Source organism: Mariniflexile sp. (assembly GCF_041583155.1).
Lineage (GTDB): Bacteria > Bacteroidota > Bacteroidia > Flavobacteriales > Flavobacteriaceae > Mariniflexile.
This window is the reverse complement of sequence record NZ_JBFHGK010000019.1, coordinates 1-23,219: the sequence shown is the minus strand read 5'-3', so window position 1 is coordinate 23,219 and position 23,219 is coordinate 1. Positions and strand designations below refer to the sequence as shown.

The window sequence follows — 23,219 nt, the reverse complement described above, 5'->3', positions numbered from 1 at the left end:
AATTTAGATTGTCGTTCATTTTAACTGAAACGTAGAAAGTAAGAAGCTTATTTATAAAGATTAAGAAAGTGGTAAAGAATATTGTAATTTTTTCAATTGGAATTTTGATGCTATTGATAGCATTCAATAACAAGCAGCTTAAATCACAGGTTTTTGGTACAATAAAATATAGAGGTGACGTTGAGGTAAAACAGGGTAATATTAAGATTCCTCGCAAAAGAACTTTAGACTGGAAAGAAGCATCAACTTTTGCCGATAGCATATACAAAAGCGTTGCGAAACTGCCTATTACCGAAGACATGCTATTTAAAAAAGGGAATACCACGCGAATTCTTTTGGCCAGATTGTTATTAAAACAGAATGTTTCAGAGGTAAATGATATTTTACAAAAACTTACAGTTTGGGGGAATACTGGGTCATCTTGGATTATGAACCCTAAAGGTGATTATGATTTTCCACTAACGATTCTTACCACGATACTATATAAATTCGGAGACCACCCAGAAGTATTATATCCAGAAACCAAAAATCATCTTTTAAAGGTATTACTGTGTGAAGAAGGTAATCGCTTTAGCTACACAGCTCCTAGAACCTTGGGTTTGGTAATGGAAACCGAAAACCATATGCTAATGACAGAAGGATCTAGATATCTAAAGAACCGATACATTCAATTACAGGGAAATACTGATAGTTATTATGATAATGTTCAAAATGGTATGGAAGAAAAGCTTTTGTCTCTTATAGGTGAAATGAAAACTAATGGACTCTATGAGTTCAATTCAATTCCATATCTGGGGTATACAATAACTGCCTTACTAAACTTAGAGGCTTTTGCTTCAGAAAAAATAAGAGAACAAGCTAGGGATTTACTCGATTATATAAATTGGAGTTATGCCTTGAATAGTTATAACTTGAAACACTTTCCGCCTATGCGTAGGAGATATGAAAAGGCAGGCATTAAGGAACTCACAACCGATTATCATTCAGCATTCATCAAGTCATGGTTAAGTTATTCAGGTATTGAAGATTATGATAAAAACGTAGGATCTGCTAAAATTCACGCTTTGATGGGGGCATGTATGCCATATCGGCCAGCCGATGCTTTTGTTGAGATGCTTTTCAATAAAAAAAATGGCTATTTTGTTCGTCAGGGTCATGGTCCGAAAGCATCGCCAGAAATTAGTAGTGCTGGTAAGAATTTTTTAATTAGTGCTGGAGGTGTAAATAGGGGTAAAAAGTCACAAATTGTAGCGAGACCAATATGTTTATTCCTTAATGATAATGCAGATCACCTTTCTGAAGTTATTCACCTATCAGGACCGAGTGATGATTTTATGCAGTGGAACAATACAGGAGTCTATAAAAATTTTGCCTGTGCTGCAGGCCCAGTAGTTATTCCAAAAGGTATGCAGGCGTTACTAACTAAAGGAAACTGGTCTTCTTATTTAGGTAATAACGATGTGACTGTTGTTGTATATTCCACCAATAGTTTAGGCATAGTAGCAATCTTCGAAAATGTGGAGCCTTTAGGGGTTTTTGAAGAAGTTTTAAAAGCAAATCCTGATTCGGATATATTGAATAAGCAATTCAAATTTCCAAATGGACCATTATTAGGGTATGATGTTTTAGCTGCAAAAAATCAATGGGTAATGATGTCTGCGGATGGTAAGAGATTGGATAGAGATTTTGATTTTTGGCCATTAATAGAAGGGGATTTATAAAGGATGATGCCTATAGGTTGGTAGAATTGGGAATTCCAGCTAAAGATTATCACCCCATAAGGTAGTAATACCTAAACCCAATTTTGAAGGATTTAATATTTTAAGAAAACAATAATTTATAATTAGAAGTAAAATGAATACAAAGAGTAAATTTTTAATTTTGATTTGCGTACTGACTGCTTTTTCTTCTTTTGCACAACTTAGAAACAAGCCCGAACTCAATGAGAAATTCATGGATATGGGCTTCGGTATTTTTATTCATTGGAGCATGGATTCTCAATTGGGTAGTGTAATAAGCCACTCTATGGTTGGAGCTTCAAAAGATTATGTAAAAAGGTACATGGAAGAACTTCCAAAAACATTTTATCCAGATAAATTTGATCCGGATGAATGGGCAAGATTATTCAAATTAACAGGGGCAGAATATGTGGTTTTTACCACGAAACACCACAATGGGTTTTGTATGTGGAATACCAAAACGACCGACTTCAACATCATGAACACCCCTTACGGAAAGGATATTACAGCAGAACTTTTTACAGCGTTGCGTAAACACGGTTTAAAAGTAGGGGTGTATTTTTCACCAGAAGATTTTAGTTTTCTAGACAAGCAAGGTGAGCTAATTTCACGTAACAGCACCATGAGCCAGATTACAGAAAATGCAGAATTATTGGAATATGATAAAAAGCAAGTAAAGGAACTGGTTACCAATTACGGGCAAATTGACGTTATCTTTTTTGATGCGTTTAAAACAGGCCCTATAGTGCAGTATGTACATTCATTAGATCCTAACATTGTAGTTACCCGTGGTGAAATGAAAACACCTGAGCAAAAAATTCCAGATGCAGCAATGCCTGGGCCATGGGAAACCTGTATGACTATGGGCACACAATGGGCTTACAAACCCACTAACGAAACGTATAAAAGCGGTACGGAACTTATTAATAAACTTATTGAAATTAGAGCCAAAGGTGGCAATTTTTTAATGAATGTTGGTCCAAAACCAAATGGCGAAATACCAATTGAACAAGAAGAACGTTTACGTGAAATAGCGCTTTGGATGTTTGTAAACAATGAAGGGGTGAAAAACGTTAGAACGGTTCCAACAGCCATTAAAGATGGTGATATATGGTTTACAAAAGCCAAAAATGAAAACACTGCCTATGCGTTTATTACCAATCAACCTAATTGGTTTAAAGGGAAAAGAAAGCTATTTTACATACATAATTTAAAAACAACAAAAAATACCGAAATTTCTGTTTTAGGTCAAAATGATTTGGTGGTGGAATATTCACCAAACAACATCCCTAAATCTCGTTTTAGGCAACAGGATCATAACGTAGAACTTTCCATCGTTAGAGCGCAACGCCTTTATAACGACAAAATTTGGCCTAATGCCATTGTTGTTAAATTAACCAATGTGGAATTTGTTGACAAACAATAAATTGGCATTAAAGTTCATCAATTTTACTAAATATAAATAATAACAAAAATGAATTTAAAATTTAAACTAATCATAACCCTAGTACTAGCTTTTGGTATGTCGTCTTTTGCTCAGCTTAAAAACAAACCTGAATTAGTTGAAGATTATATGGATATGGGCTTCGGAATCTTTATTCATTGGAGCATGGATTCTCAATTGGGTAGTGTAATAAGTCACTCTATGGTTGGAGCTTCTGAAGATTACGTAAAAAGGTACATGGAAGAACTTCCAAAAACATTCTATCCCAATAAGTTTGATCCAGATGAATGGGCAAGATTATTCAAAATCACCGGTGCTGAATATGTTGTTTTCACCACAAAACACCACAATGGTTTTTGTATGTGGGACACAAAAACAACCGACTTCAATATCATGAACACCCCGTACGCCAAAGACATCACAGGTATGTTGGCGAATTCTTTAAGAAAATACGGCTTGAAAGTAGGTTTCTATTTTTCACCTGAAGATTTTAGTGTATTACACAAGCAAGGGCATTTAATTTCACGAAAAGGAGACATGGCTGGTGTCGATAAAAACCCAGAACTTTTGGCCTACGATAAGAATCAAATAACGGAATTAATCGATAAATATAATCCAGATATTATGTTTTTCGATTCGTTTAAAAAAGCAGACATTGTTCAATTCGTTCATAAAAAAGACCCAAATATTATTGTAACCCGTGGTGAAATGCAAACGCCTGAACAAAAAATTCCCGATACCGCTATGCCTGGGCCATGGGAAACCTGTATGACCATGGGAACCCAATGGGCATACAAACCAACAAACGAAACCTATAAAGATGGCGGCGATTTAATTAAAAAACTAATAGATATTAGAGCTAAAGGCGGTAATTTTTTAATGAATGTGGGTCCAAAACCTAATGGCGAAATCCCTATCGAGCAAGAAGAGCGTTTGCGTGAAATTGCTCTTTGGATGTTTGTAAATAATGAAGGTGTAAAAAATGTTCGCTCCGTACCAGGTATGATTAAAGATGGCGATTTATGGTTTACGAAAGCAAAAAATGAAAATACAGCTTATGTGTTTATTGCTAACCAACAACATTGGTTTAAAGGGTTTAGACGAAATTTTTTACTTCAAAACATCAAAGCAACTGCAAATACTCAAGTTTCTGTATTGGGCCAAAATGATTTGGTTGTAGAATATTGGCCGGATAACATACCAACCACCACATTTACACAACACGAAAAATTATTGGAAGTATCAGTTAGTAGAGCGCAACGCCTTTATAATGATAAAATTTGGCCAAACCCTATAGTGGTTAAAGTAACCAATGTTGAGTTTATAAAGTAAACTGCTAATTATTTTACCACAAATTCACAAATTTTAAAGTATGGTTTACTGGTGAAATTTGTGAATTTGCGGTATTAATTTTTTAAATTTCGTAATCTAAAAAACAAAATAAACATGACGTCAAAGAAGAGAGGATGCATTTTAGTACTTGCGTGTATGTTACTAACTTATAGTTTTGCTCAAACAACAGATAAAATGGACTGGTGGAAAGATGCCAAATTTGGTATGTTTATGCACTGGGGTTTGTATTCTCAAACAGCAGGTTATTGGGATGGCCATATCGCAAAAGGCAATGAACATTTTATGATTCATGAAAAAATCTCCTTAAAAGACTACGGAAAAATTGCCAACGATTTTAACCCTGTAAATTACGATGCCGAAAAATGGGTGCTTACCGCAAAGCAAGCAGGTATGAAGTATATTGTTATTACCTCTAAGCATCATGACGGGTTTGCCATGTTCAATTCGCCTTCAAACGATTATAATATTGTTGAAAGAACGCCTTATGGAAAAGACCCTATGAAGGCATTGGTAGATGCTTGCCATAAACACGATATGAAATTTGGGTTTTACTATTCTTTAGGTCGTGATTGGGAAGATCCTGATGTTGCTACCAATTGGCCTTTTAAAGGCGGACGAAGCAATTTGGTGGATTATCCAGATGAAGATATAAAAGTATTCAGTCGCTATTTTGAACGTAAAGTGAAACCGCAAATAAAAGAACTCCTAACGCAATACGGAAAAATTGACATTATTTGGTTTGATACGCCAGAGCTTATAAGTCCGGAGGAAAGCAAAGAATTAAGAGACTTAATTTTGAATATTCAACCGCATTGTATTATCAATAGTCGTATTAAACACGGGTTTGGCGATTATAAAGTAACGGAGCAGGAAATTGTAAAAGGCTTAGAAGTGGAGCCTTGGGAAGCTTGTATTACCATGGGAAAAAATTGGGGGTATATTGAATACGATACCATTTATAAATCATCCGAACTAATGACCCGACAATTATTGGAAATAGTAAGTAAAGGCGGAAATTTATTGTTGAATAATGGTCCTACTGGAAAAGGAGAAATAACCAATTTAGCTCAAGAGCGTTTAGCAGAGATGGGTGTGTGGATGAAGCAAAATTCTGAAGGCATCTATGGTGCTAAACCATGGAACGTACAAAGTGAACGCCTTACAGAGGTTTCAAAAAACACTGAAATACTAAACGCTTCTAAAGAAGAAAACACCATGAAAGATAATTTACATGATGGTACATCCAAAGAAATCTTTCCAGAAGTGAGATTCACAACCAAAGATGGTTTTATATATGCTTATGTATGCAGTCCAACCGAAAAGGAAGTGCTAATCAAATCTTTATCCGAACAGAAGGACACAAAAATCAAGTCTATAAGCCGATTAAATACTTCGGAAAAAGTAGTGTGGAAACAAACAAAAGATGGTTTAAAAATTGAGTTACCGGATTATAATCAAAATAAAATCCCTATAATTGGTTTTAAAGTACAGTTAAAATAAAACCATGCATATTCTCAAAAACATAAAATTTGCTTTAGCAAGCATCATTCTTTTTTTTAGCTGTGTTATATCGGCTCAAACGAAAGATGTAATTTCATTATGGCCAAATGAGGTACCTAATGAAATTCAACCAAAACAGGAAGCTAGACACATAGAAAGCACCAATGATGATGTTGTTAGGTTAACCGATGTTACCAACCCAACCTTAACCATTTTTAAACCCAAAACACCTAATGAATCTAAAGCGGGAGTTATAGTGTGCCCCGGAGGTGGCTACAGCATTCTGGCAATTAATAAAGAAGGCTATGAAATTGCAGAATGGCTGAATAGTTTAGGGTATACTGCTTTTGTGCTGCAATACAGGGTTCCAAATAAAAGGGAAGGTGCTTTGCAAGATTTACAGCGTGCCATAAAGTGGGTGAGAGGTCATGCAAATTCATATAATTTAGATATTCAAAAAATAGGTGTCATGGGGTTTTCTGCTGGTGGGCATTTGTCTGTCAACGCTTCAACCAATTATCAAAAAGAAAGCTATGCTAAAGTTGATAGTATCGACGAGTTTTCAAGTAAACCAAACTTTACCATGCTTATCTATCCCGCATATTTAGATAAAGGCGAAAATAGAAGTTTAAGTACAGAATTAATAATAGACCAAAACACCCCGCCATGTTTTGTTTTCGGCACCATGGATGACTCGCATGGTAACAGTGCATTGGTAATGGCAACAGCACTTAGAGATAATAAAATACCTGTAGAATTACATATGTTGCCAAAAGGTGGACACGGTTACGGGTTGCGTAATGGCAATATAGCGGGTGAAACTTGGCCAAAATTGGCCGAACAATGGCTTGAAAAAACATTAAAACCCAGTAAGTTAAACGACATTCAAGTAATTGGAAGTCATAATTCGTATAAAATACCCATAGAACCCCCATTGTGGAAAATTATAAACACCATGGATTCTAAAACTGCTAAAAGTTTACAATACGGGCATATAGCTATTGAAGATCAATTGAATTTAGGGTTGCGAAGTTTAGAGCTTGATGTGTTTTACGATCCTGAAGGGGGTCATTTTTCAAAACCAAAAGGCCTAGGTTTAGTGAAATTTAGACTAAAATCGCCATTGCCCTACGATGAAGAAAAGAAACTAAATCAACCAGGGTTGAAACTTTTTCATATACAAGATTTAGATTTTAGAAGTCATTTTTTGTTGTTTAAAGAAGGTTTAATGGCTATTAAAAATTGGTCGGATGGAAACCCCAATCACTTGCCCATTATCATTATTGTTAATGCAAAAGATCAAAAAGTTAAAAGAACTCGAGATCCGCTTCCATTTACTAAAGAAGCCTTAAATGAAATAGATAACGAAATTAAATCGGTTTTAACAGAAGATAAGCTAATAACACCAGATTTTGTTCGTGGTGATTTTGAAACTTTGGAAGCGGCTATTTTAACCAAAGGTTGGCCAAATTTAAATGATGTAAGGGGGCGATTCTTGTTTGTTTTAGATGAAAAAGAAGATAAAATAAACAGGTATTTAGAAGGGCATCCAACATTAAAAAACAGGGTTTTATTTGTGAATAGTAAAGAAGGACATCCTGAAGCAGCATTTAGAATTATTAATAATCCTGTGGGCGATTTCAATTATATAAAAGAATTGGTTTCTAAAGGCTATATGGTTAGAACGCGTGCCGATGCCGACACCAAAGAAGCACGGTTTAATGACTATACTAGGTTTAAAAAAGCAGAAGCATCAGGAGCGCAAGTAATTTCAACCGATTATTACACACCGTCACTGTTTTTTCCATCAACCTATTATGTGAGTTTTAAAAACAACACATTCGAACGAATAAAAGGTTAGTATAAAAAGTAAAGATTTGTGATACAATGTTTTATTTAAACACATAGATTAGATGTATTGTTGGCATTGCTACATATTGCTTCAAACATTTAAAGAATAAAGACTAGATACGATAAATTTGGAATATTAGACTAGAGTTGTCCTCGGGTATCAACCTAATTAGTAAAAGAACCAACCTTGAAATTATTTTAAAAATAGACTTAAGTTTTATTGCTTTATAAAATTAAACCATTAACAGTATAATGAGACACCAAATTACCATAACATTGTTATTCATAATGTCATTTTTATGCGCCGAATCTCAGAGCATAAAGTTTGAGCATTATAATTATAACAATGGCTTGTCTCACAATGCGGTGAGGCATATTGTTCAAGATGAACATGGCTTTTTATGGTTGGGTACGTTTTCTGGATTAAATAGGTTTGATGGCTACGAGTTTAAATCGTATTTAAGTTCTAATGAAGGTAAAAACTCCATTAATAACGATGATATAACGGCTTTGAAATTAGATAAAGCATCCAATAACCTATGGATTGGAACAAGAAAAGGATTGACGCTTTTTAAGACAGATACCCAAAAATTCACAACTTTTTTAACACAGCCTAACGATCCAAATAGTTTACCAGACGAAGAAATTAGAGCAGTACATATTGATAAATTTAAGCGGGTTTGGGTAGGGACAAAATCAAAAGGACTTTATATTTTTTATCAGGACACCAAGAAGTTTGAAAAAATTGAAATAGAAGGGTTTAATTATGTAAAGGAAATTTACGAAGATTCTTTAGGGAATTTATGGATTGGAAGCTACGGATCAGGCGGTATTGCCAAAATAAATTTAGATTCTAAAGGGCGCATATTACAAATGGTAACTTACAGATTAAGTGTTCCAAATGAAATTGAATTAAACCCATATGTGAATTTTATTTATGAAGATGCTAACAAGAATATTTTTATAGGCACCAGAAAAGGACTTTATAAGTTAGATAAGGTAAAGAATCAGTTTGATAATCTTTATATCGAAAATAACGAAATTCGAGATGCTTTAGGACCGTATTTCTTGTCTGTAGCGCAAGCACCAGATGGTAAATATTGGGTTGGTACCTTGGGTGGTCTTATCGTTTGTAGCACTTTGGAAGGTGTCAGTAAGGGCGATTTTAAAAGATATTATTCTATATTATCAGATGATACGTCTTTGGTTGATAATTTGGTTTCAGCTTTGTATTTTGATCCTTCGGGGATTTTGTGGATAGGCACAGAAGGCGGATTGGATAAATACAATCCGTTTGAAAATCAATTTCATTTTAATAAAGATATTTCACATTATATCCAAAATCAAGTCCCTCAATTACGGGGTTTTTCCAAAACATACAATAATAAGGTAATAGCTGCTACGCGGCATAATGGACTTTTTATTTCAGAAAATGGGGAGTTTGTACCACTTTTTAATAACCATAAAGATATTGCAAGTATTTATTCATTTAACGGGGTTACTTTTTATTGTGGCTTATGGAATGGGAAAATATTGGTTTATAATTACAAAACCAATTCTGCCAAAGAAGTCTATGTTGGGTTTAAACAATCCCCGGTTTTTGCTTTTAAAGAATTAGAAAACAATAAGTTGGTTGTTGGGTCTTTTGGAGAAGGTGCCATACTTTTTGATATTAAAAATTCGGAAATACAAATTCCAGGAACTTTGTTATTTGCAGGTGGAGAAGATGTTAATAGAATTATTAAAGATTCAATTAACAACTTGTGGTTTGCAACAGAAACAGGCGTTAGAAAGTATAATTTGGAAACTAGAACACAAGTTATATATAATGTGTCCTCCGATAAAAATAAAGGTTTGTTACATGAAAATGTGAGCGATATTGTTTTCGATGCCACTGGGCGACTATGGGCGGCAACTCGAAAAGGTTTATGTTATTTTGACAATGAAATCAATGATTTTTTACCTCTAAAAAAGCCAGAAGAACTAGCAGGTAAATGGGTAACGGATATGCTAGTAGACTCCAACGGAGACTTGTGGTTAAACAAGAATAATAATAGTGTTGCCAGGTTAAGAAAGAATCTTAAAGATTTCAATATCTATCATGTTAGCAGTGGTAATAGATTGGATTTTTTCAGCCCGAGAGGCTTTTATAATTTCAAAAATTCAAAAATTTATTTAGGAGCTAAAAAAGGGATTATTTCTTTTTCTCCATATACATTAAAAGAAAACAAAATTGCGCCTAAGCCAGTAATTACAGAGTTTAAAATCCAAAATGAAATCATTGTACCTGGTATGGAAATTAATAATGAAGTACCATTAACAATAGATTTTAATAAATCTAAAAATATTGAACTTAGTTATAAAAACAGAAATTTTTCACTTCAGTTTTCGGTTCCGGCATTTGCCAATGAAGAACGAAATAAATTTCAGTATATGTTGAAAGGGTTTGATGAAAATTGGATAACTGTTGGTGGTAACTCTAGAACGGTTCAGTACACCAATTTATACCCCAATAATTATGTGTTTAAAATTAGGGCCAGTAATAGCGATGGTTATTGGAGTGATGAGGTTGCTTATAAAATTACTGTTTTGCCTCCGTTTTGGCTCACATATCAAGCCTTTTTCTTATTTGTAGCACTCTTTGTATTATCAATTTACTTGGTAAGAAAGGATTTAAAAAATCGTTTAAGGTTAAAACAAGAACTGGTTACTGAGAAGGTTAATAGAGAGCGTGACATTAAGTTGAATAATGAGAAGCTCAGATTCTTTACTAATATTTCTCATGAATTAAGAACCCCATTAACCCTTATTTTAGGTCCGGTAAAACAATTAATTGAAGATGCTGAGCAAAATAATCAAGGTAACGAATATCAAAAAAGCAGGTATCATTTAATACATCAAAATGCTAGCAGACTTTTAAATTTGGTAAACCAAGTACTAGATTTTAGAAAAGCGCAAACTGGCGAACTAAAACTTAAAGTTTCTAAAACAGATATTTTTTCTTATACTCAGAACACCTTCGATTCTTTCAAGGAATTGGCATATAATAAACATATAGAATTCAATTTCAATACAGAAAATGAACCTTTAGAGGGATGGATTGATAAAGATAAGTACGATAAAATTCTTTATAATTTACTTTCTAATGCTATAAAGTTTACTAATAAATATGGGCATGTTGATTTGTATGTAGGTTTAAAAGATGGAGCCTCTGGGTATTTGGTTATTGAGGTAAGTGATGATGGTATTGGGATTCCTTTTAAAAGTCAAGAAAAAATTTTTAACCGGTTTTATCAGGACACTAACAGTATTGAAAATAATACGGGCTCGGGCATTGGCTTGTCTTTAGTAAAGGCTTTAGTGGAACTTCATAAAGGTACTATCAAAGTAAAAAGTAAGCCTCATGAGGGTAGTGTGTTTACAGTTGAAATTCCTATAAAAAGAGAGTTGTATAGGAATAAAGAAGTATTTGAATTGAAAACTAACACAGAAAACCAGGAATTTATTCCTCAAATGCCAGTAAAAAAAGTAACTAATAATACTGAAATTAAGGAGAAGATTTTGGTGATTGAGGATAATTTGGAACTTCGAAACTATTTGGTAGATTATCTGTCTGATTATTATAAGGTTTATGAAGCCGAAAATGGAGCCGAAGGTTTACAACTCTGCAGACAAATAAAGCCTATTTTATGTGTTGCAGATGTGATGATGCCTGTAATGGATGGATATCAATTTTGCACGGAACTTAAAAATGACGAGTTTATAAGCCACATTCCAGTGGTTCTTTTAACGGCACTTTCTGAGAACGAAGATAAGGTGAAGGGCTACGATTTGGGAGCAGATGGTTACTTAGTAAAACCATTTGATCCGTCATTATTGCGATCTAGAATTGCTAATATTATAAAATCTAGGTTAGAATTGAAATCTAAATTTTCCGATGATGCTGAAAGTGAGGTAGGGCTACTTACAAATTCTCCAATTGATAAAGATTTTATGGAAAATTTATCGCTGTTAATTGAAGAAAACTTAAGTAATCCAAACTTAACAACTAGCTTTTTATGCGATAAGCTAGGCGTTAGTTCATCAAAATTATATAGAAAAATAAAAGAGCTTACAGATTTAGCTCCTAATGAGTTTATAAGAACCATTCGGTTAAAAAAATCAGCACAACTCCTTAAAACAAAACAATATAACGTTTCGGAAGTTACAGATTTAATTGGATTCAACGACCCTTTGTATTTCAGTCGTTGTTTTAAGAAACAATTTGGTTATCCGCCTAGTAAGTTGCTGTGATGGTATTAACTTTCTAAAGGATTTTCTCCCTGAGTAGGGTAGGGAGGTGCTTTTTATGATCTAATTAAATAGCAGATTCATATGTTCTTATGCAATTATTAGTTCCTTCTGCCCAATTCATTTTCCGTAATATACCCGTCTTTATTAGTGTCGCGTATATCAAAATTTTCTAGTAAGTTTCCTTTAGCTTCTTGTTTTGATATTTTTCCATCTTTATTTGCATCCATACGTTGTAGCATGTTTGTAAAATTAGGCTGTGCATTTTCGTTTTGCGAAACATTAGGTCTTTGTCTGTTAGCTTGCTGTCTGTTTCCTTGTTGTGTTGGCTGATTACGATTACCGCCTACTTTAAAATCATTACTTGGTGTACCTACAAAACATCTGCTTGCTGATGGAAAATCATCAGAAACCACATAATAATAGGTGCCGTTAGGAAACTCCGGTGTTACACCAGTTCGGCCATTACAAGCGTCCAAATCGCCATAATTTTCATCGTACTCATAATCGCCTACATACATTCCAGAGTAGGCACCATTAGGTGCTGAAATCCCGTCACCAGGACGTTCTCCTTTTTTTATGCGATAGCTTGATTTTAATTCAATAATCTCACTTTTTGGATTCATGGCATCTTTATAGCCTACTTTATGGTACATAGGAAATCCGTCGGCCGCCCACCCCACAAGATTCATCGTTTTCTCGTCAAATTTAGATACCAATCCGGTTGGAGTGCCGTGGTAGTGGTATTCGCCATTAGGCTGTACATGGGCATTGTTGCAATCTTCTCCTAAATTTACTTCATCGCTTAATGGCTCTAGTGTCCATTCGTAGTTTGGTTCGTTGGTTATGGTGTTTTTAAAGAATTCATTGGCCGATGGTTCTATTTTTACTCCATTTATCGCTACACCAAACACGTAATTTGGTCTTCCTTTATCAATGCCTAAATCGTAAACATATGTTTTGGTTTTGGCTATTTCTGGAGTTAAATCTATTCGGTATATTTTGTTTTGTTCAGAAATAGTATTTGGATTTCCTTGTGTTGGAAACTTACCAACGGCATGATTTGGGATACTATTGGCTTTAATAATTCGTAAATCGTTGATTCTGTCTTCCGTTATAGAAACCATATTTTTTTCGTTAAGTTCTACAACGCATTCATTTGAAAACAGACGCTCAAGGGAAGCCTCATGAGTATGTGTTTCACCATTATCATGCGTGTGTAGGTTATTTGCATATGGTAAAGTCATTAAATCTTCAGCGTAAAGCACGGTACCAAAATAGTTTTGGCGTATCTGTGTAGTTGTAGCGTCTTCGTCAACTTTCGTGAAATTGAAATGCGTTAAAACTAAGTTTTTTACGTTGGCTTCTTTAGCCATTCTGGAACTTTCATCTAAATTAACATGGGCTCGGTCTTTTTTGCCAGTATTATTAGTGTTTTGCCTATTTACGTTTCCTGTTCTTTTTGATCCCAATTCTATAGCCCCACCAGAATCTATAATTAAAAAATCGGCGTTTTTTGCTAGTTTTGGTAAACTTTCAGAATAAGACAAATCTCCAGAAATTACAATGGAATTTCCTCCAGCCTCAAAACGATAGGCTAAGGTAGTAATGCTGTGATTTACTTGGGTGCAGGTTATTTTGATATCGCCAATTGTAAACGATTCTTCACCATTTAAATTTTTAACGGTATAATTTGATTTCACAGAATTTAAGGTTCTTTTGCTTTTTGATAATCTGTACTCAATATCTTCTTTGTATATGTTCAAGGTACTATTCACCAAATTGCTAGTAGGTTTTGGACCGGCAATGATGAAATTTTTTCCACCCAACAACGATTGAATAAAAATAGGGATAAACTCTTCGTTATGGTCTAGATGATGATGGGTAAATAAGATGCCATTTAACTCCCTTGTTTTAGTGTTGTGTTTACTCAAATTGGCTTGCGCGCCATTACCCATATCCACTAAGATTTTGGTATTTTTATATGAAATTAGAACGGAAGGACCAGCGCGTTCTGTATTGTATTTAGGAGAGCCAGAACCAATAATAGTTGCCGACAAAAGCTCGGTATTTTTTTGTGCAAATAATTGAAGGCTAAAAAAAACGATGGCAAGAGTTAAATATTTCGTCATTGTATAGTATTTGAAAGTTTGACCATAATTATGCAATTTGGTTTAATTAATAAATGAAGAAAATGGAGGGATAAAAAAAACTCTGTAAGATGATACAGAGTTTTTAGATAAATTATTTTGATATTTTGGGATAATAACTACACCAAACTTTTTGAAATACCTAGTTCCAAGCCACGTAATTCTGCTAAACCACGTAGTCGTCCAATACCCGAATATCCTGGGTTTGTTTTTTTGTTTAAATCGTCCAACATTTGATGACCATGGTCTGGACGCATCGGTATCAAGGCATCTTTCATGCCTGCTGCTTTCCGGCGTTTTTCTTCGGCTACCACTTCTTTAACGATGCTAAACATATCAACATCGCCTTCCAAGTGGTTTGCTTCGTAAAAGTTGCCTTTTTCATCGCGTTGGGTACTTCTTAAGTGTAAAAAGTGCACCCGATCGGCAAAGCGTTTAAAAATTTGTACTAAATTATTATCGGCACGAACACCTAATGAGCCTGTACAAAAGGTAATACCATTCGATCGGTTTGGTACTTGTTCAAATAAATGTGCATAATCTGCTTCCATACTAACCACACGCGGTAAACCTAAAATAGGGTATGGCGGATCGTCTGGGTGAATGCACATCAAAACATTATTTTGTGCAGCAACGGGAATAATTTCCTTTAAAAAGGCTACTAAATTTTCTCTAAGTTTAGGAGCATCAATGTTGTTGTATGTATCAAGAATGGTTTGGAATTGTTTCAACGTATAGCCTTCTTCCGCACCCGGCAAACCAGCAATAATGTTTTTTACTAATTGTTGTTTCTTAGCTTCCGAAAGGTTTTCAATATACGCTTTAGCTTCGGTTTTTTGAGCTTCAGAATAACTCGCTTCTGCACCTGGTCGTTTTAATAAAAATAATTCAAAAGCAGCAAAAGCCGTAACATCGAAACGAAGTGCTCTCGAACCATCTTCAACTTGAAAATCTAAATCGGTACGTGTCCAATCCAATACAGGCATAAAATTGTAGCACACTATGTTGATGCCACAGCTTGCTAAATTTTCAATACTTTTTTTGTAATTTTCAATATAGGTTTGAAAGTTACCAGACCGTGTTTTTATGTTTTCATGCACCGGAATGCTTTCAACAACGCTCCAAGTAAGTCCCGCCTTTTCAATGGTTTCTTTTCTAAGTTTTATTTCATCAATTGTCCAAACCGTTCCGTTAGGAATATGATGTAACGCTGAAACAATGCCTGTTGCTCCTGCTTGTTTTATATCTGATAATGATACCGGATCTTTTGGTCCGTACCAACGCCATGTTTGTTCCATGTTTTTCTTTTTATAAATTATTATACGCCACTATATGCACTAAAACCACCATCAATAGGAATAACGACACCTGTAACGAATGAAGATGCGTCATCACATAAATACAAGGTGGTACTAATTAAATCTTCAGGAACACCGTAACGACCCATTGGTGTTTGGTCTATAATTTGCTGACCTCTTTGTGTTAAACTACCGTCAGTATTAGTTAATAAGGTCCTGTTTTGGTCTGTTAAGAAAAAACCAGGAGCTAACGCATTTACGCGAATGCCCACTTTTGAAAAGTGTACAGCCAACCACTGTGTGAAGTTTGAAACAGCCGCTTTGGCACCACTGTATGCTGGTATTTTGGTTAGAGGTGTAAATGCATTCATAGATGAAATATTCAGAATACTACAACCATTTCTGCCAACCATATCTTGTGCGAAAATTTGTGTAGGTAATAAAGTGCCAATAAAGTTTAAATTGAAAACAAACTGAATGCCTTCAGAATCCAAATCAAAGAATGTTTTAAAACCTTCGGTTGTATTTTTAAGATCTTCTTCCTGTAAAAATGGATTTGAAGTCGTTCCTAATGGATGATTTCCACCAGCACCATTTACTAAAATATCACAGGCGCCTAGTTTAGCATTTACCTCTTTTTTTGCGTTTTCTAAAGATGCCTTATCCAAAACATTGGCAACAACGCCAATAGCGGTTCCGCCAGTAGCAGTAATGGAGTTTGCTACTTTTTCAGCGGCTTCTAGTTTTAAATCTAATACCGCTATTTTGTGACCTTGCTTTGCTAAAGCTTCTGCAAGTGTGCTACAAAGTACGCCTCCTGCACCTGTTAATACGATTACTTTACTCATTAATTTTTTTTTTGTTTAGTTGATAATAAAATGATTTTTCGGAGCTAATAAACAAATATAATTAAAAATAGTGTGCGCACACGAAAATTATAGTTTTAATTAGTAACTTGCTGCAATTAATAGTGTCTTTTAAAAAATAAAGTCGCATTATAAACTTTATTTAGTTGATGGTTAGAATTAAAGATATAGCGTTAGAAGCCAATGTTTCCGAAGGTACGGTAGACAGAGTTTTGCATAACAGGGGAGGAGTTTCAAAAAAAACCGAAGAAAAAGTTAAGAAAATATTGGAGCGTAGAAACTTTAGTATTAATCCCGTTGCAAGTGCTTTAGCTATGAAAAATAATCACCATGTAGCCGTTTTAATTCCTGAATATAATGAAACCGATTCCTTTTGGAAATTGCCTTATTTAGGTTTGCTAAAAGCCAGTGAAGAGGTGAAAAATATAGGAGTAAATGTATCCTATTTTAAGTTTAATCATTATAATCCGGAATCCTTTCTAGCATCCTATTTTAAGTTAATGGAAATACAACCTACAGCTGTAATAATGGTGCCCATGTTTTTAAAGGAAACCCATGTGATAGTAGGTGAGTTGAATAAAAATAAAGTACCTTATGTTTTTCTAAATGTTGATATTGAAGGTTTGTCTCCTCATGCCTATATAGGACAGGATTCTTATACATCCGGTTTTATAGCTGGTAAATTAATGAAATTAAGCTTATGTGATGCTTCGGATTGTGGTATCCTGCAAATCAATACAAAAATGGGAGATAATCAAGCTATTTTGAAACGAGTTAAGGGCTTTAAAGATTACTACGAAACTGAATTTAAGTCAGTCTTATTGCATGAATTAAGTATTTCTAGTTTTGGAGATGCCGAAAATTTAGCATCAAGTGTTCATAGCTTTTTAGAAGAGTTTCCTAATATTGGAGGTTTGTTTGTTCCCTCCAGTAGGATTTCGGCTCTTGTAAAGGTGCTGTCTGAAACCCAAAGAAACACCTTGAAATTAATCGGTTTTGATAATACACCTCAAAATGTGACTTGTTTAAAAAATGGTTCGGTACTTTTTTTAATCTCACAGAAGCCATTTGATCAGGGATACGAAGCTATTAGAATGGTTTCGGACTATTTGGTTAGGAATAAGGAATTTAAAGAAAAAAGATACTTGCCAATAGATATTCTTACCAAAGAAAATGTGGATTATAATGATGCAAACCAGCATATCTTCGAAACCGATTTGAATTCTTAATTATTTGGCATGGTAATCTTAAAATATAGTTGAAGTTTTTTAATAAAGGACTAAATAAAAAATCCTGCTTTGGAATTTAATTCTAAGCAGGATATTTTTATTTGATAATTGTAAATGATCTTAATAGATATACCTAACAAAGGCTTCCATAGCAGCATAATGCGCTAAGCCTAGTTGATGATATAGATCGGCTGTTTCTCTGTTTCTATCTTCTGCACGTTGCCAAAACTCTCTACTATCAGTTCCTTGGAACACCACACCATCTTTTTGTGATTGATGCTTGAAAATACCTTTACGCTTTTCTAGAACTTGGTCTGGACTCATAGGAACGGCCATTTCTATTTCATCAATACCCCATTCTTGCCATGCGCCACGGTATAACCATAACCAACAATCGTTCATGAATTTTTTAGGTTTTAATTGTTTTACAGCTGCAAAAATAGCATCTAAACATACTTTGTGAGTACCGTGTGGATCGGCTAAATCGCCTGCTGCAAAAATTTGATGCGGTTTAATTTTCTCGATTAAATCCATGGTTAATTGGATGTCTTCTTCTCCTAAAGGTTTCTTTTCAATAGTACCTGTTTCATAGAAAGGTAAATTCATAAAATGAATTTGGACATCTGGGATGCCTATAAAATAACATGTGGCTTCAGCTTCCCCTTTTCTAATTAAGCCTTTAATGTAACGAACTTCAGGAATATCAATTTCACTTGCTTTTTTGTTTTTTAGAAAGGTTTCTGCTTTTTTATAGATATTCTCTGCTTCCTTATTTTGGATTCCGAATTTGTCATTATAATCGCATACAAAACTTGCAAAACGCAGGGCTTCATCGTCTGCTACAGCAATGTTTCCAGAGGTTTGGTAACCAATGTGAACTTCATGGCCTTGCTCGTGTAAACGCTTAAATGTGCCGCCCATACTAATAATGTCGTCATCTGGATGCGGACTAAAGATAAGCACACGTTTTTTAGCTGGCTCTGCTCGTTCTGGGCGTTTGCTATCGTCAGCATTCGGTTTTCCACCAGGCCATCCTGTAATGGTATTCTGTAGTTTGTTGAATATATGAATATTGATATCGTAAGCTGGTCCCGAATCGGCTAATAAATCACTCATACCGTTTTCAATGTAATCGGCATCGGTTAACATTAAAATTGGTTTCTTCAAATTAAGTGCTAAACCTAAAACGGCTTTTCTTATTAGTTTGTCTGTCCAAATAACTTTTTCTACTAACCAAGGTGTGTTGATACGGGTTAGTTTTGATGCGGCTTCCTTATCTAAAACAAAAGTTGCATTATTGTGTTCTTGCAAAAATGATGCAGGAACTTGGTTTGTTACAGAACCTTCAACCGAAGCTTTTATGATATTTGATTTGCCTTCACCCCAAGCCATTAAAATGACTCTTTTGGCTTCCATAATCTTCTTTACACCCAAAGTAATGGCTGTTCTTGGTGTGTTGTTTAATCCTGAAAAATCGCCGCTAGCTGCTACTCTTGTAATATGATCTAGGGCTACTAATCTGGTTTTAGAATTTTGAAGTGATCCAGATTCGTTGAATCCGATATGTCCGTTTCCTCCAATTCCCAATATTTGTAAATCTAAGCCGCCTAAAGCTTCTATTTTTGCTTCATACTGGCTACAGTAATCTGCAATAGCATCTTTAGATAAAGTGCCATCTGGTACATGGTAATTTTCAGGTAAAATATCCACATGGTTAAACAGTAATTCTTTCATGAAGCGAACGTAACTATGGATAGAATCTGGCTCCATAGGATAGTATTCATCTAGATTGAAGGATACTACATTTTTAAAACTTAAGCCCTCTTCTTTATGTAAACGTACTAATTCTGCATATAATCCTTTTGGTGTTGAACCTGTTGCTAAACCTAAAATACAGGGCTGTTTTTGAGCTTGTTTAACTCGTATTAAGTTTGCAATTTCTTGAGCTACCGCTTTAGATGCACTTGTTGAGTCTTCAAAAACAATAGTTCCTGCGTTTTCAAACCTTTTTTCAAAATCTGTAGATTTGTCTATACTACTCTTTATCATGGTGTTTAATTTATGTTTTTTCTTTTTTAATATTTTTTTAATTTCTTATCATCCATTTCCTGTAAACTAAGAAATGATGTAGTGTTCGTTATTTAATGGCATTTAATTCAATCACAGCAATGGAATGTGGTGGAATTTCAACCGTGCTTACCGTTTCTTCGCTAATTACACAATCATATCCTTTTCCGTTTTCGGTATCATTTTTAATGAATAGGAATATTTTATCTTCCTGTTTAACTGACATAATAGTTGATCTGGAATGATGCGCGATTCTTACAGATCCAGGTTGAAGGTATTTGCTCATTAACATCATAACACTGTAGTCTGGATTGTAAGTAACTTCTTTTTTGTTGCGGTCTATATTTATTAATGAATTTTGTTTCCAATCCCAACCGCTTTTGCCTGTTTCATTTAATATGATATTCCAATAACAAAAATTAGTACTGCCATAATTTATGTAATTAGCTACTTCATCCAATCGGCTAAAAGCTTCATTAATACTATTTTTGCCTCCAAAACAATTACCTTCGGTATGCATTATGTTTACTTCAGGGTATAGTGAAACCATTTGCTGAATGTAGGTAGGGTTGGTGTACTGAATGCCGATCCCCTCTACCAGATTATGGTTTTGTTTATTGGCAGCAAATTCTATAGCATCCACTTTATTTTGTGTTCTGAAAGTTCCTGCCCATATTTCTGTGTTAATTTTCGATTTTTCAAATTCACCAATTAGGTAGTCCTTAATGAAAAGGGACATTTCAGAGGGTGGCATGTAATTTGAAGGGTAATTTGTGTTTGCATCGTTTTCATTCTGAATGATTAAGCGACTCACAGGAATGCCTTCTTTTTTATAAGCTTGAATATATTTGGCAAAATAAAGCGCATAAGCCGAATATGTTTTCGGGTCGGATATCAGTCTGTTTTTTTCAGGAAATTCATTTCCTTTATCCATGAATCCAGAGTATTTCATCCAACCTGGAGGACTCCAAGGTGAGACAAATATTTTAAGATCAGGATTGTATTTAATGGCTTTCTGGATATATGGGATTACCGTATTTTTTTCTCTTGCGATAGAGAAATGTTTCATATCATAATCTCCAGGTACTTCAGAATAACTGTAAGCATCAATACCAAAATCACTTGCCCCAACAGCGGTTCTGCAAAATGAAAAGCCACCAGTTTCTTTATTAAATAAATTTTTTGAAACTTCTTCCTGTAATTTTTTAGGCAATGCCATTAGTGCTTCGCCTCCTATTTCATTAAAGGCACCTCCAATACCTTCTATCGTTTGAAATTCAATATCAGGATAAAGTACTAATTTAGAATATTTATCTGCTTTAATTTCAGGATTTGATATGTGCTCTTTAATAGGTGTTCCTGAAATTGCAGTACCTTCTTTTAGTTCCACATAATGAACTTTTGCCGAGAATTGTGCAAAAGATAACACTGTAGAAAGCATTAAAAAAGGTAATATGAACAATTTTGAACTCATGAAATTCTTATTTTTTTACATTTTACTTTGAAACCGCTTTTTTTAAGTACAAACCAATTAGCGGCTCAGGATTATTACTTTAATGTATTCTTATATGATTTATTTTCTCGACCAACTTTTATATTTATGTCCCCAAATGGCGAAAAATAAAATCAAAGCATAACACGGTATCAATATCCAATAACTACTTGTTGATGCTGAGGCTATGGCATCTGCTTCATTTAGTCCAGAAGTAATAAGTTCGTGTTTATTAGCATCTACAATTCTTCCGTATAGTGGCGGAATGATGGCACCACCAGAAATAGCCATAATTAATAATGCAGAGGCTGTTTTTGTAAATTTACCAAGACCTTCAAGTGTTAACGGCCATACGGCTGGCCACACTAAAGCATTAGAAATCCCTAAAGCAGCTACAAATAATACGGACGTAAAGCCAGTAGTAATTAATATACAAATGCTGAAAATAATACCTAATACAGCACTAATTTTAAGTGCGGTTCCCTGCTTTAAATATTTTGGAATTAAAACAACACCTAAAGCATAAGTACACACCATAGCCAACAACGTTAAGGTAGTGAAAAATTTGGCATCTGCCGCAGGAAATCCTAATGAAATTCCGTAAGCTATAATTGTGTCTCCCGCAATAACTTCGGCACCCACATAAACAAATAAGGTTAAAACCCCTAGCCACAAATGCGGAAATTGAAAAATACTAGTTTTTGCAGTGGTTCCTTCTTTAATCTCTTCTGGTTCAGCAGCTTCAACATGAGGAAGCGGTGCTTTTCTTATTAGTAGCCCTAAAACCACTAATACAATAGCCATTACTAAATAAGGTAAAAAGACACTATCGGCCATAGTGTTTAAAAGAACATCTTTTTCTTCTACTGTAGCCGTGTTTAATTTCTCTTTTACGTCATCGATTCCAGATAATAATAAGGCTCCAAAAATTAAAGAACCTAAGGCCCCAGCAACTTTGTTTGCAATACCCATGATGGCAATACGTTTAGCACCACTTTCAATAGGACCTAAAATAGTAATATATGGGTTGGCTGCTGTTTGTAGTAAAGTCATACCAACTCCTTGAATGAAAATACCTGTTAGAAACACCCAGTACGTTCTTGCTTCTGCTGCAGGAATGAATACAAGCGCACCAATAGCCATGATGATTAAACCTAGCGACATCCCTTTTCTATAGCCAATTTTATTTAAAATATATGATGCTGGTAATGCCATAACCACAAAGGAAATATAGGAAGCTGATGCTACTAAATACGATTGTGCGTCGGTTAACTCATTGATTGTTTTCATAAATGGAATGAGTGCCCCGTTTATCCAGGTTACAAATCCGAAGATGAAAAATAAACTGGCTATAATAATTATGGGAACTAAATTGTTTTTTGGGTCGGTATTGGTTTGCGATTCAGTCATGTATAATGAGTTGTTTATGGGTTTTAAAATTAATTATTTATATAACTAACTAGATAATTGGATGTTTCAATAAATTATAAATTTAAAGTAATTAACAATTTCATATTTAATTATTTCGACCAATAACTATTCGGACTCGATAAATACTTGAGTTATTAAAAAAGTTGTATTAGCCTTTTAAAAAAAAATCTCGTTAAAACATTTAACGAGATTTTAAGTTTTTTAAATTATTTAATTATTACCAACCAGGGTTTTGTGGTAATAAATTAGGGTTAAGAACTAATTCATCCGATGGTATTGGACTTAAATAAGCCTTACTTTCATCAAAATTGTAAACCCCATTAGCAGCAAAAGGTGTTAAATAACCATCGCTATCAAGGCTCACCTCAGATGCGCTTGTAGAAGAGTTAACAATCCCATCATAGAAATAGGCACCTGTTGGTGTTCCGCCATCAAATAAGTTATGTGCTCTCCAACGGTATAAATCATCTAATCTGAATCCTTCAGCCATTAATTCAACAGAACGTTCT

The 23,219-nt window shown here is 34.5% G+C and carries 14 protein-coding genes; 7 read left to right on the top strand and 7 right to left on the bottom strand.

Annotated elements, in window-relative coordinates:
- The first annotated feature begins 107 nt into the window (after positions 1-107).
- From ABYI63_RS08990 to ABYI63_RS08965, 6 genes are all read left to right on the top strand, one after another.
- The gene (locus ABYI63_RS08990) at positions 108-1,721 is read left to right on the top strand and encodes a hypothetical protein (protein ID WP_372755651.1); all 1,614 of its coding nucleotides are present in this window, start codon (positions 108-110) and stop codon (positions 1,719-1,721) included.
- A gap of 133 nt (positions 1,722-1,854) precedes the next feature.
- Entirely contained in the window at positions 1,855-3,165 is a 1,311-nt protein-coding gene (locus ABYI63_RS08985; protein WP_372755649.1) for an alpha-L-fucosidase, read from the top strand.
- Positions 3,166-3,213: 48 nt separating this feature from the next.
- Positions 3,214-4,515: an alpha-L-fucosidase gene (locus ABYI63_RS08980; protein ID WP_372755647.1), complete on the top strand. Its 1,302-nt coding sequence runs from the start codon at positions 3,214-3,216 to the stop codon at positions 4,513-4,515.
- 114 nt (positions 4,516-4,629) lie between these two features.
- The gene (locus tag ABYI63_RS08975; protein WP_372755645.1) at positions 4,630-6,036 is read left to right on the top strand and encodes an alpha-L-fucosidase; all 1,407 of its coding nucleotides are present in this window, start codon (positions 4,630-4,632) and stop codon (positions 6,034-6,036) included.
- Between the two features lie 4 nt (positions 6,037-6,040).
- The gene (locus ABYI63_RS08970; protein WP_372755643.1) at positions 6,041-7,897 is read left to right on the top strand and encodes a Ca2+-dependent phosphoinositide-specific phospholipase C; all 1,857 of its coding nucleotides are present in this window, start codon (positions 6,041-6,043) and stop codon (positions 7,895-7,897) included.
- A 278-nt stretch (positions 7,898-8,175) separates the two neighbouring features.
- Positions 8,176-12,180: a two-component regulator propeller domain-containing protein gene (locus tag ABYI63_RS08965; RefSeq protein ID WP_372755641.1), complete on the top strand. Its 4,005-nt coding sequence runs from the start codon at positions 8,176-8,178 to the stop codon at positions 12,178-12,180.
- 98 nt (positions 12,181-12,278) lie between these two features.
- Here the strand turns inward: ABYI63_RS08965 and ABYI63_RS08960 are convergent, their stop codons facing one another.
- The 3 genes from ABYI63_RS08960 to ABYI63_RS08950 form a co-directional block, all read right to left on the bottom strand.
- On the bottom strand, positions 12,279-14,309 hold the full coding sequence (locus ABYI63_RS08960) for a YHYH protein (RefSeq protein ID WP_372755639.1): 2,031 nt from the start codon (positions 14,307-14,309) through the stop codon (positions 12,279-12,281).
- A gap of 137 nt (positions 14,310-14,446) precedes the next feature.
- The gene (gene uxuA, locus ABYI63_RS08955) at positions 14,447-15,625 is read right to left on the bottom strand and encodes a mannonate dehydratase (RefSeq protein WP_372755637.1); all 1,179 of its coding nucleotides are present in this window, start codon (positions 15,623-15,625) and stop codon (positions 14,447-14,449) included.
- A 20-nt stretch (positions 15,626-15,645) separates the two neighbouring features.
- On the bottom strand, positions 15,646-16,473 hold the full coding sequence (locus tag ABYI63_RS08950) for an SDR family oxidoreductase (protein WP_372755635.1): 828 nt from the start codon (positions 16,471-16,473) through the stop codon (positions 15,646-15,648).
- Positions 16,474-16,640: 167 nt separating this feature from the next.
- Between ABYI63_RS08950 and ABYI63_RS08945 the strand changes: the two genes are divergently transcribed.
- Positions 16,641-17,720: a substrate-binding domain-containing protein gene (locus tag ABYI63_RS08945; protein ID WP_372755633.1), complete on the top strand. Its 1,080-nt coding sequence runs from the start codon at positions 16,641-16,643 to the stop codon at positions 17,718-17,720.
- Positions 17,721-17,840: 120 nt separating this feature from the next.
- On the opposite strand, the gene nagB is transcribed toward ABYI63_RS08945, so the two are convergent.
- From nagB to ABYI63_RS08925, 4 genes are all read right to left on the bottom strand, one after another.
- On the bottom strand, positions 17,841-19,769 hold the full coding sequence (nagB, locus tag ABYI63_RS08940) for a glucosamine-6-phosphate deaminase (RefSeq protein ID WP_372755631.1): 1,929 nt from the start codon (positions 19,767-19,769) through the stop codon (positions 17,841-17,843).
- An 88-nt stretch (positions 19,770-19,857) separates the two neighbouring features.
- The gene (locus ABYI63_RS08935; RefSeq protein WP_372755629.1) at positions 19,858-21,261 is read right to left on the bottom strand and encodes a hypothetical protein; all 1,404 of its coding nucleotides are present in this window, start codon (positions 21,259-21,261) and stop codon (positions 19,858-19,860) included.
- Positions 21,262-21,360: 99 nt separating this feature from the next.
- Positions 21,361-22,689, bottom strand: a complete 1,329-nt coding sequence (locus tag ABYI63_RS08930; RefSeq protein ID WP_372755627.1) for a sugar MFS transporter — start codon at positions 22,687-22,689, stop codon at positions 21,361-21,363.
- Between the two features lie 238 nt (positions 22,690-22,927).
- On the bottom strand, positions 22,928-23,219 hold a 292-nt coding region (locus ABYI63_RS08925; RefSeq protein WP_372755625.1), incomplete at its 5' end, for a RagB/SusD family nutrient uptake outer membrane protein.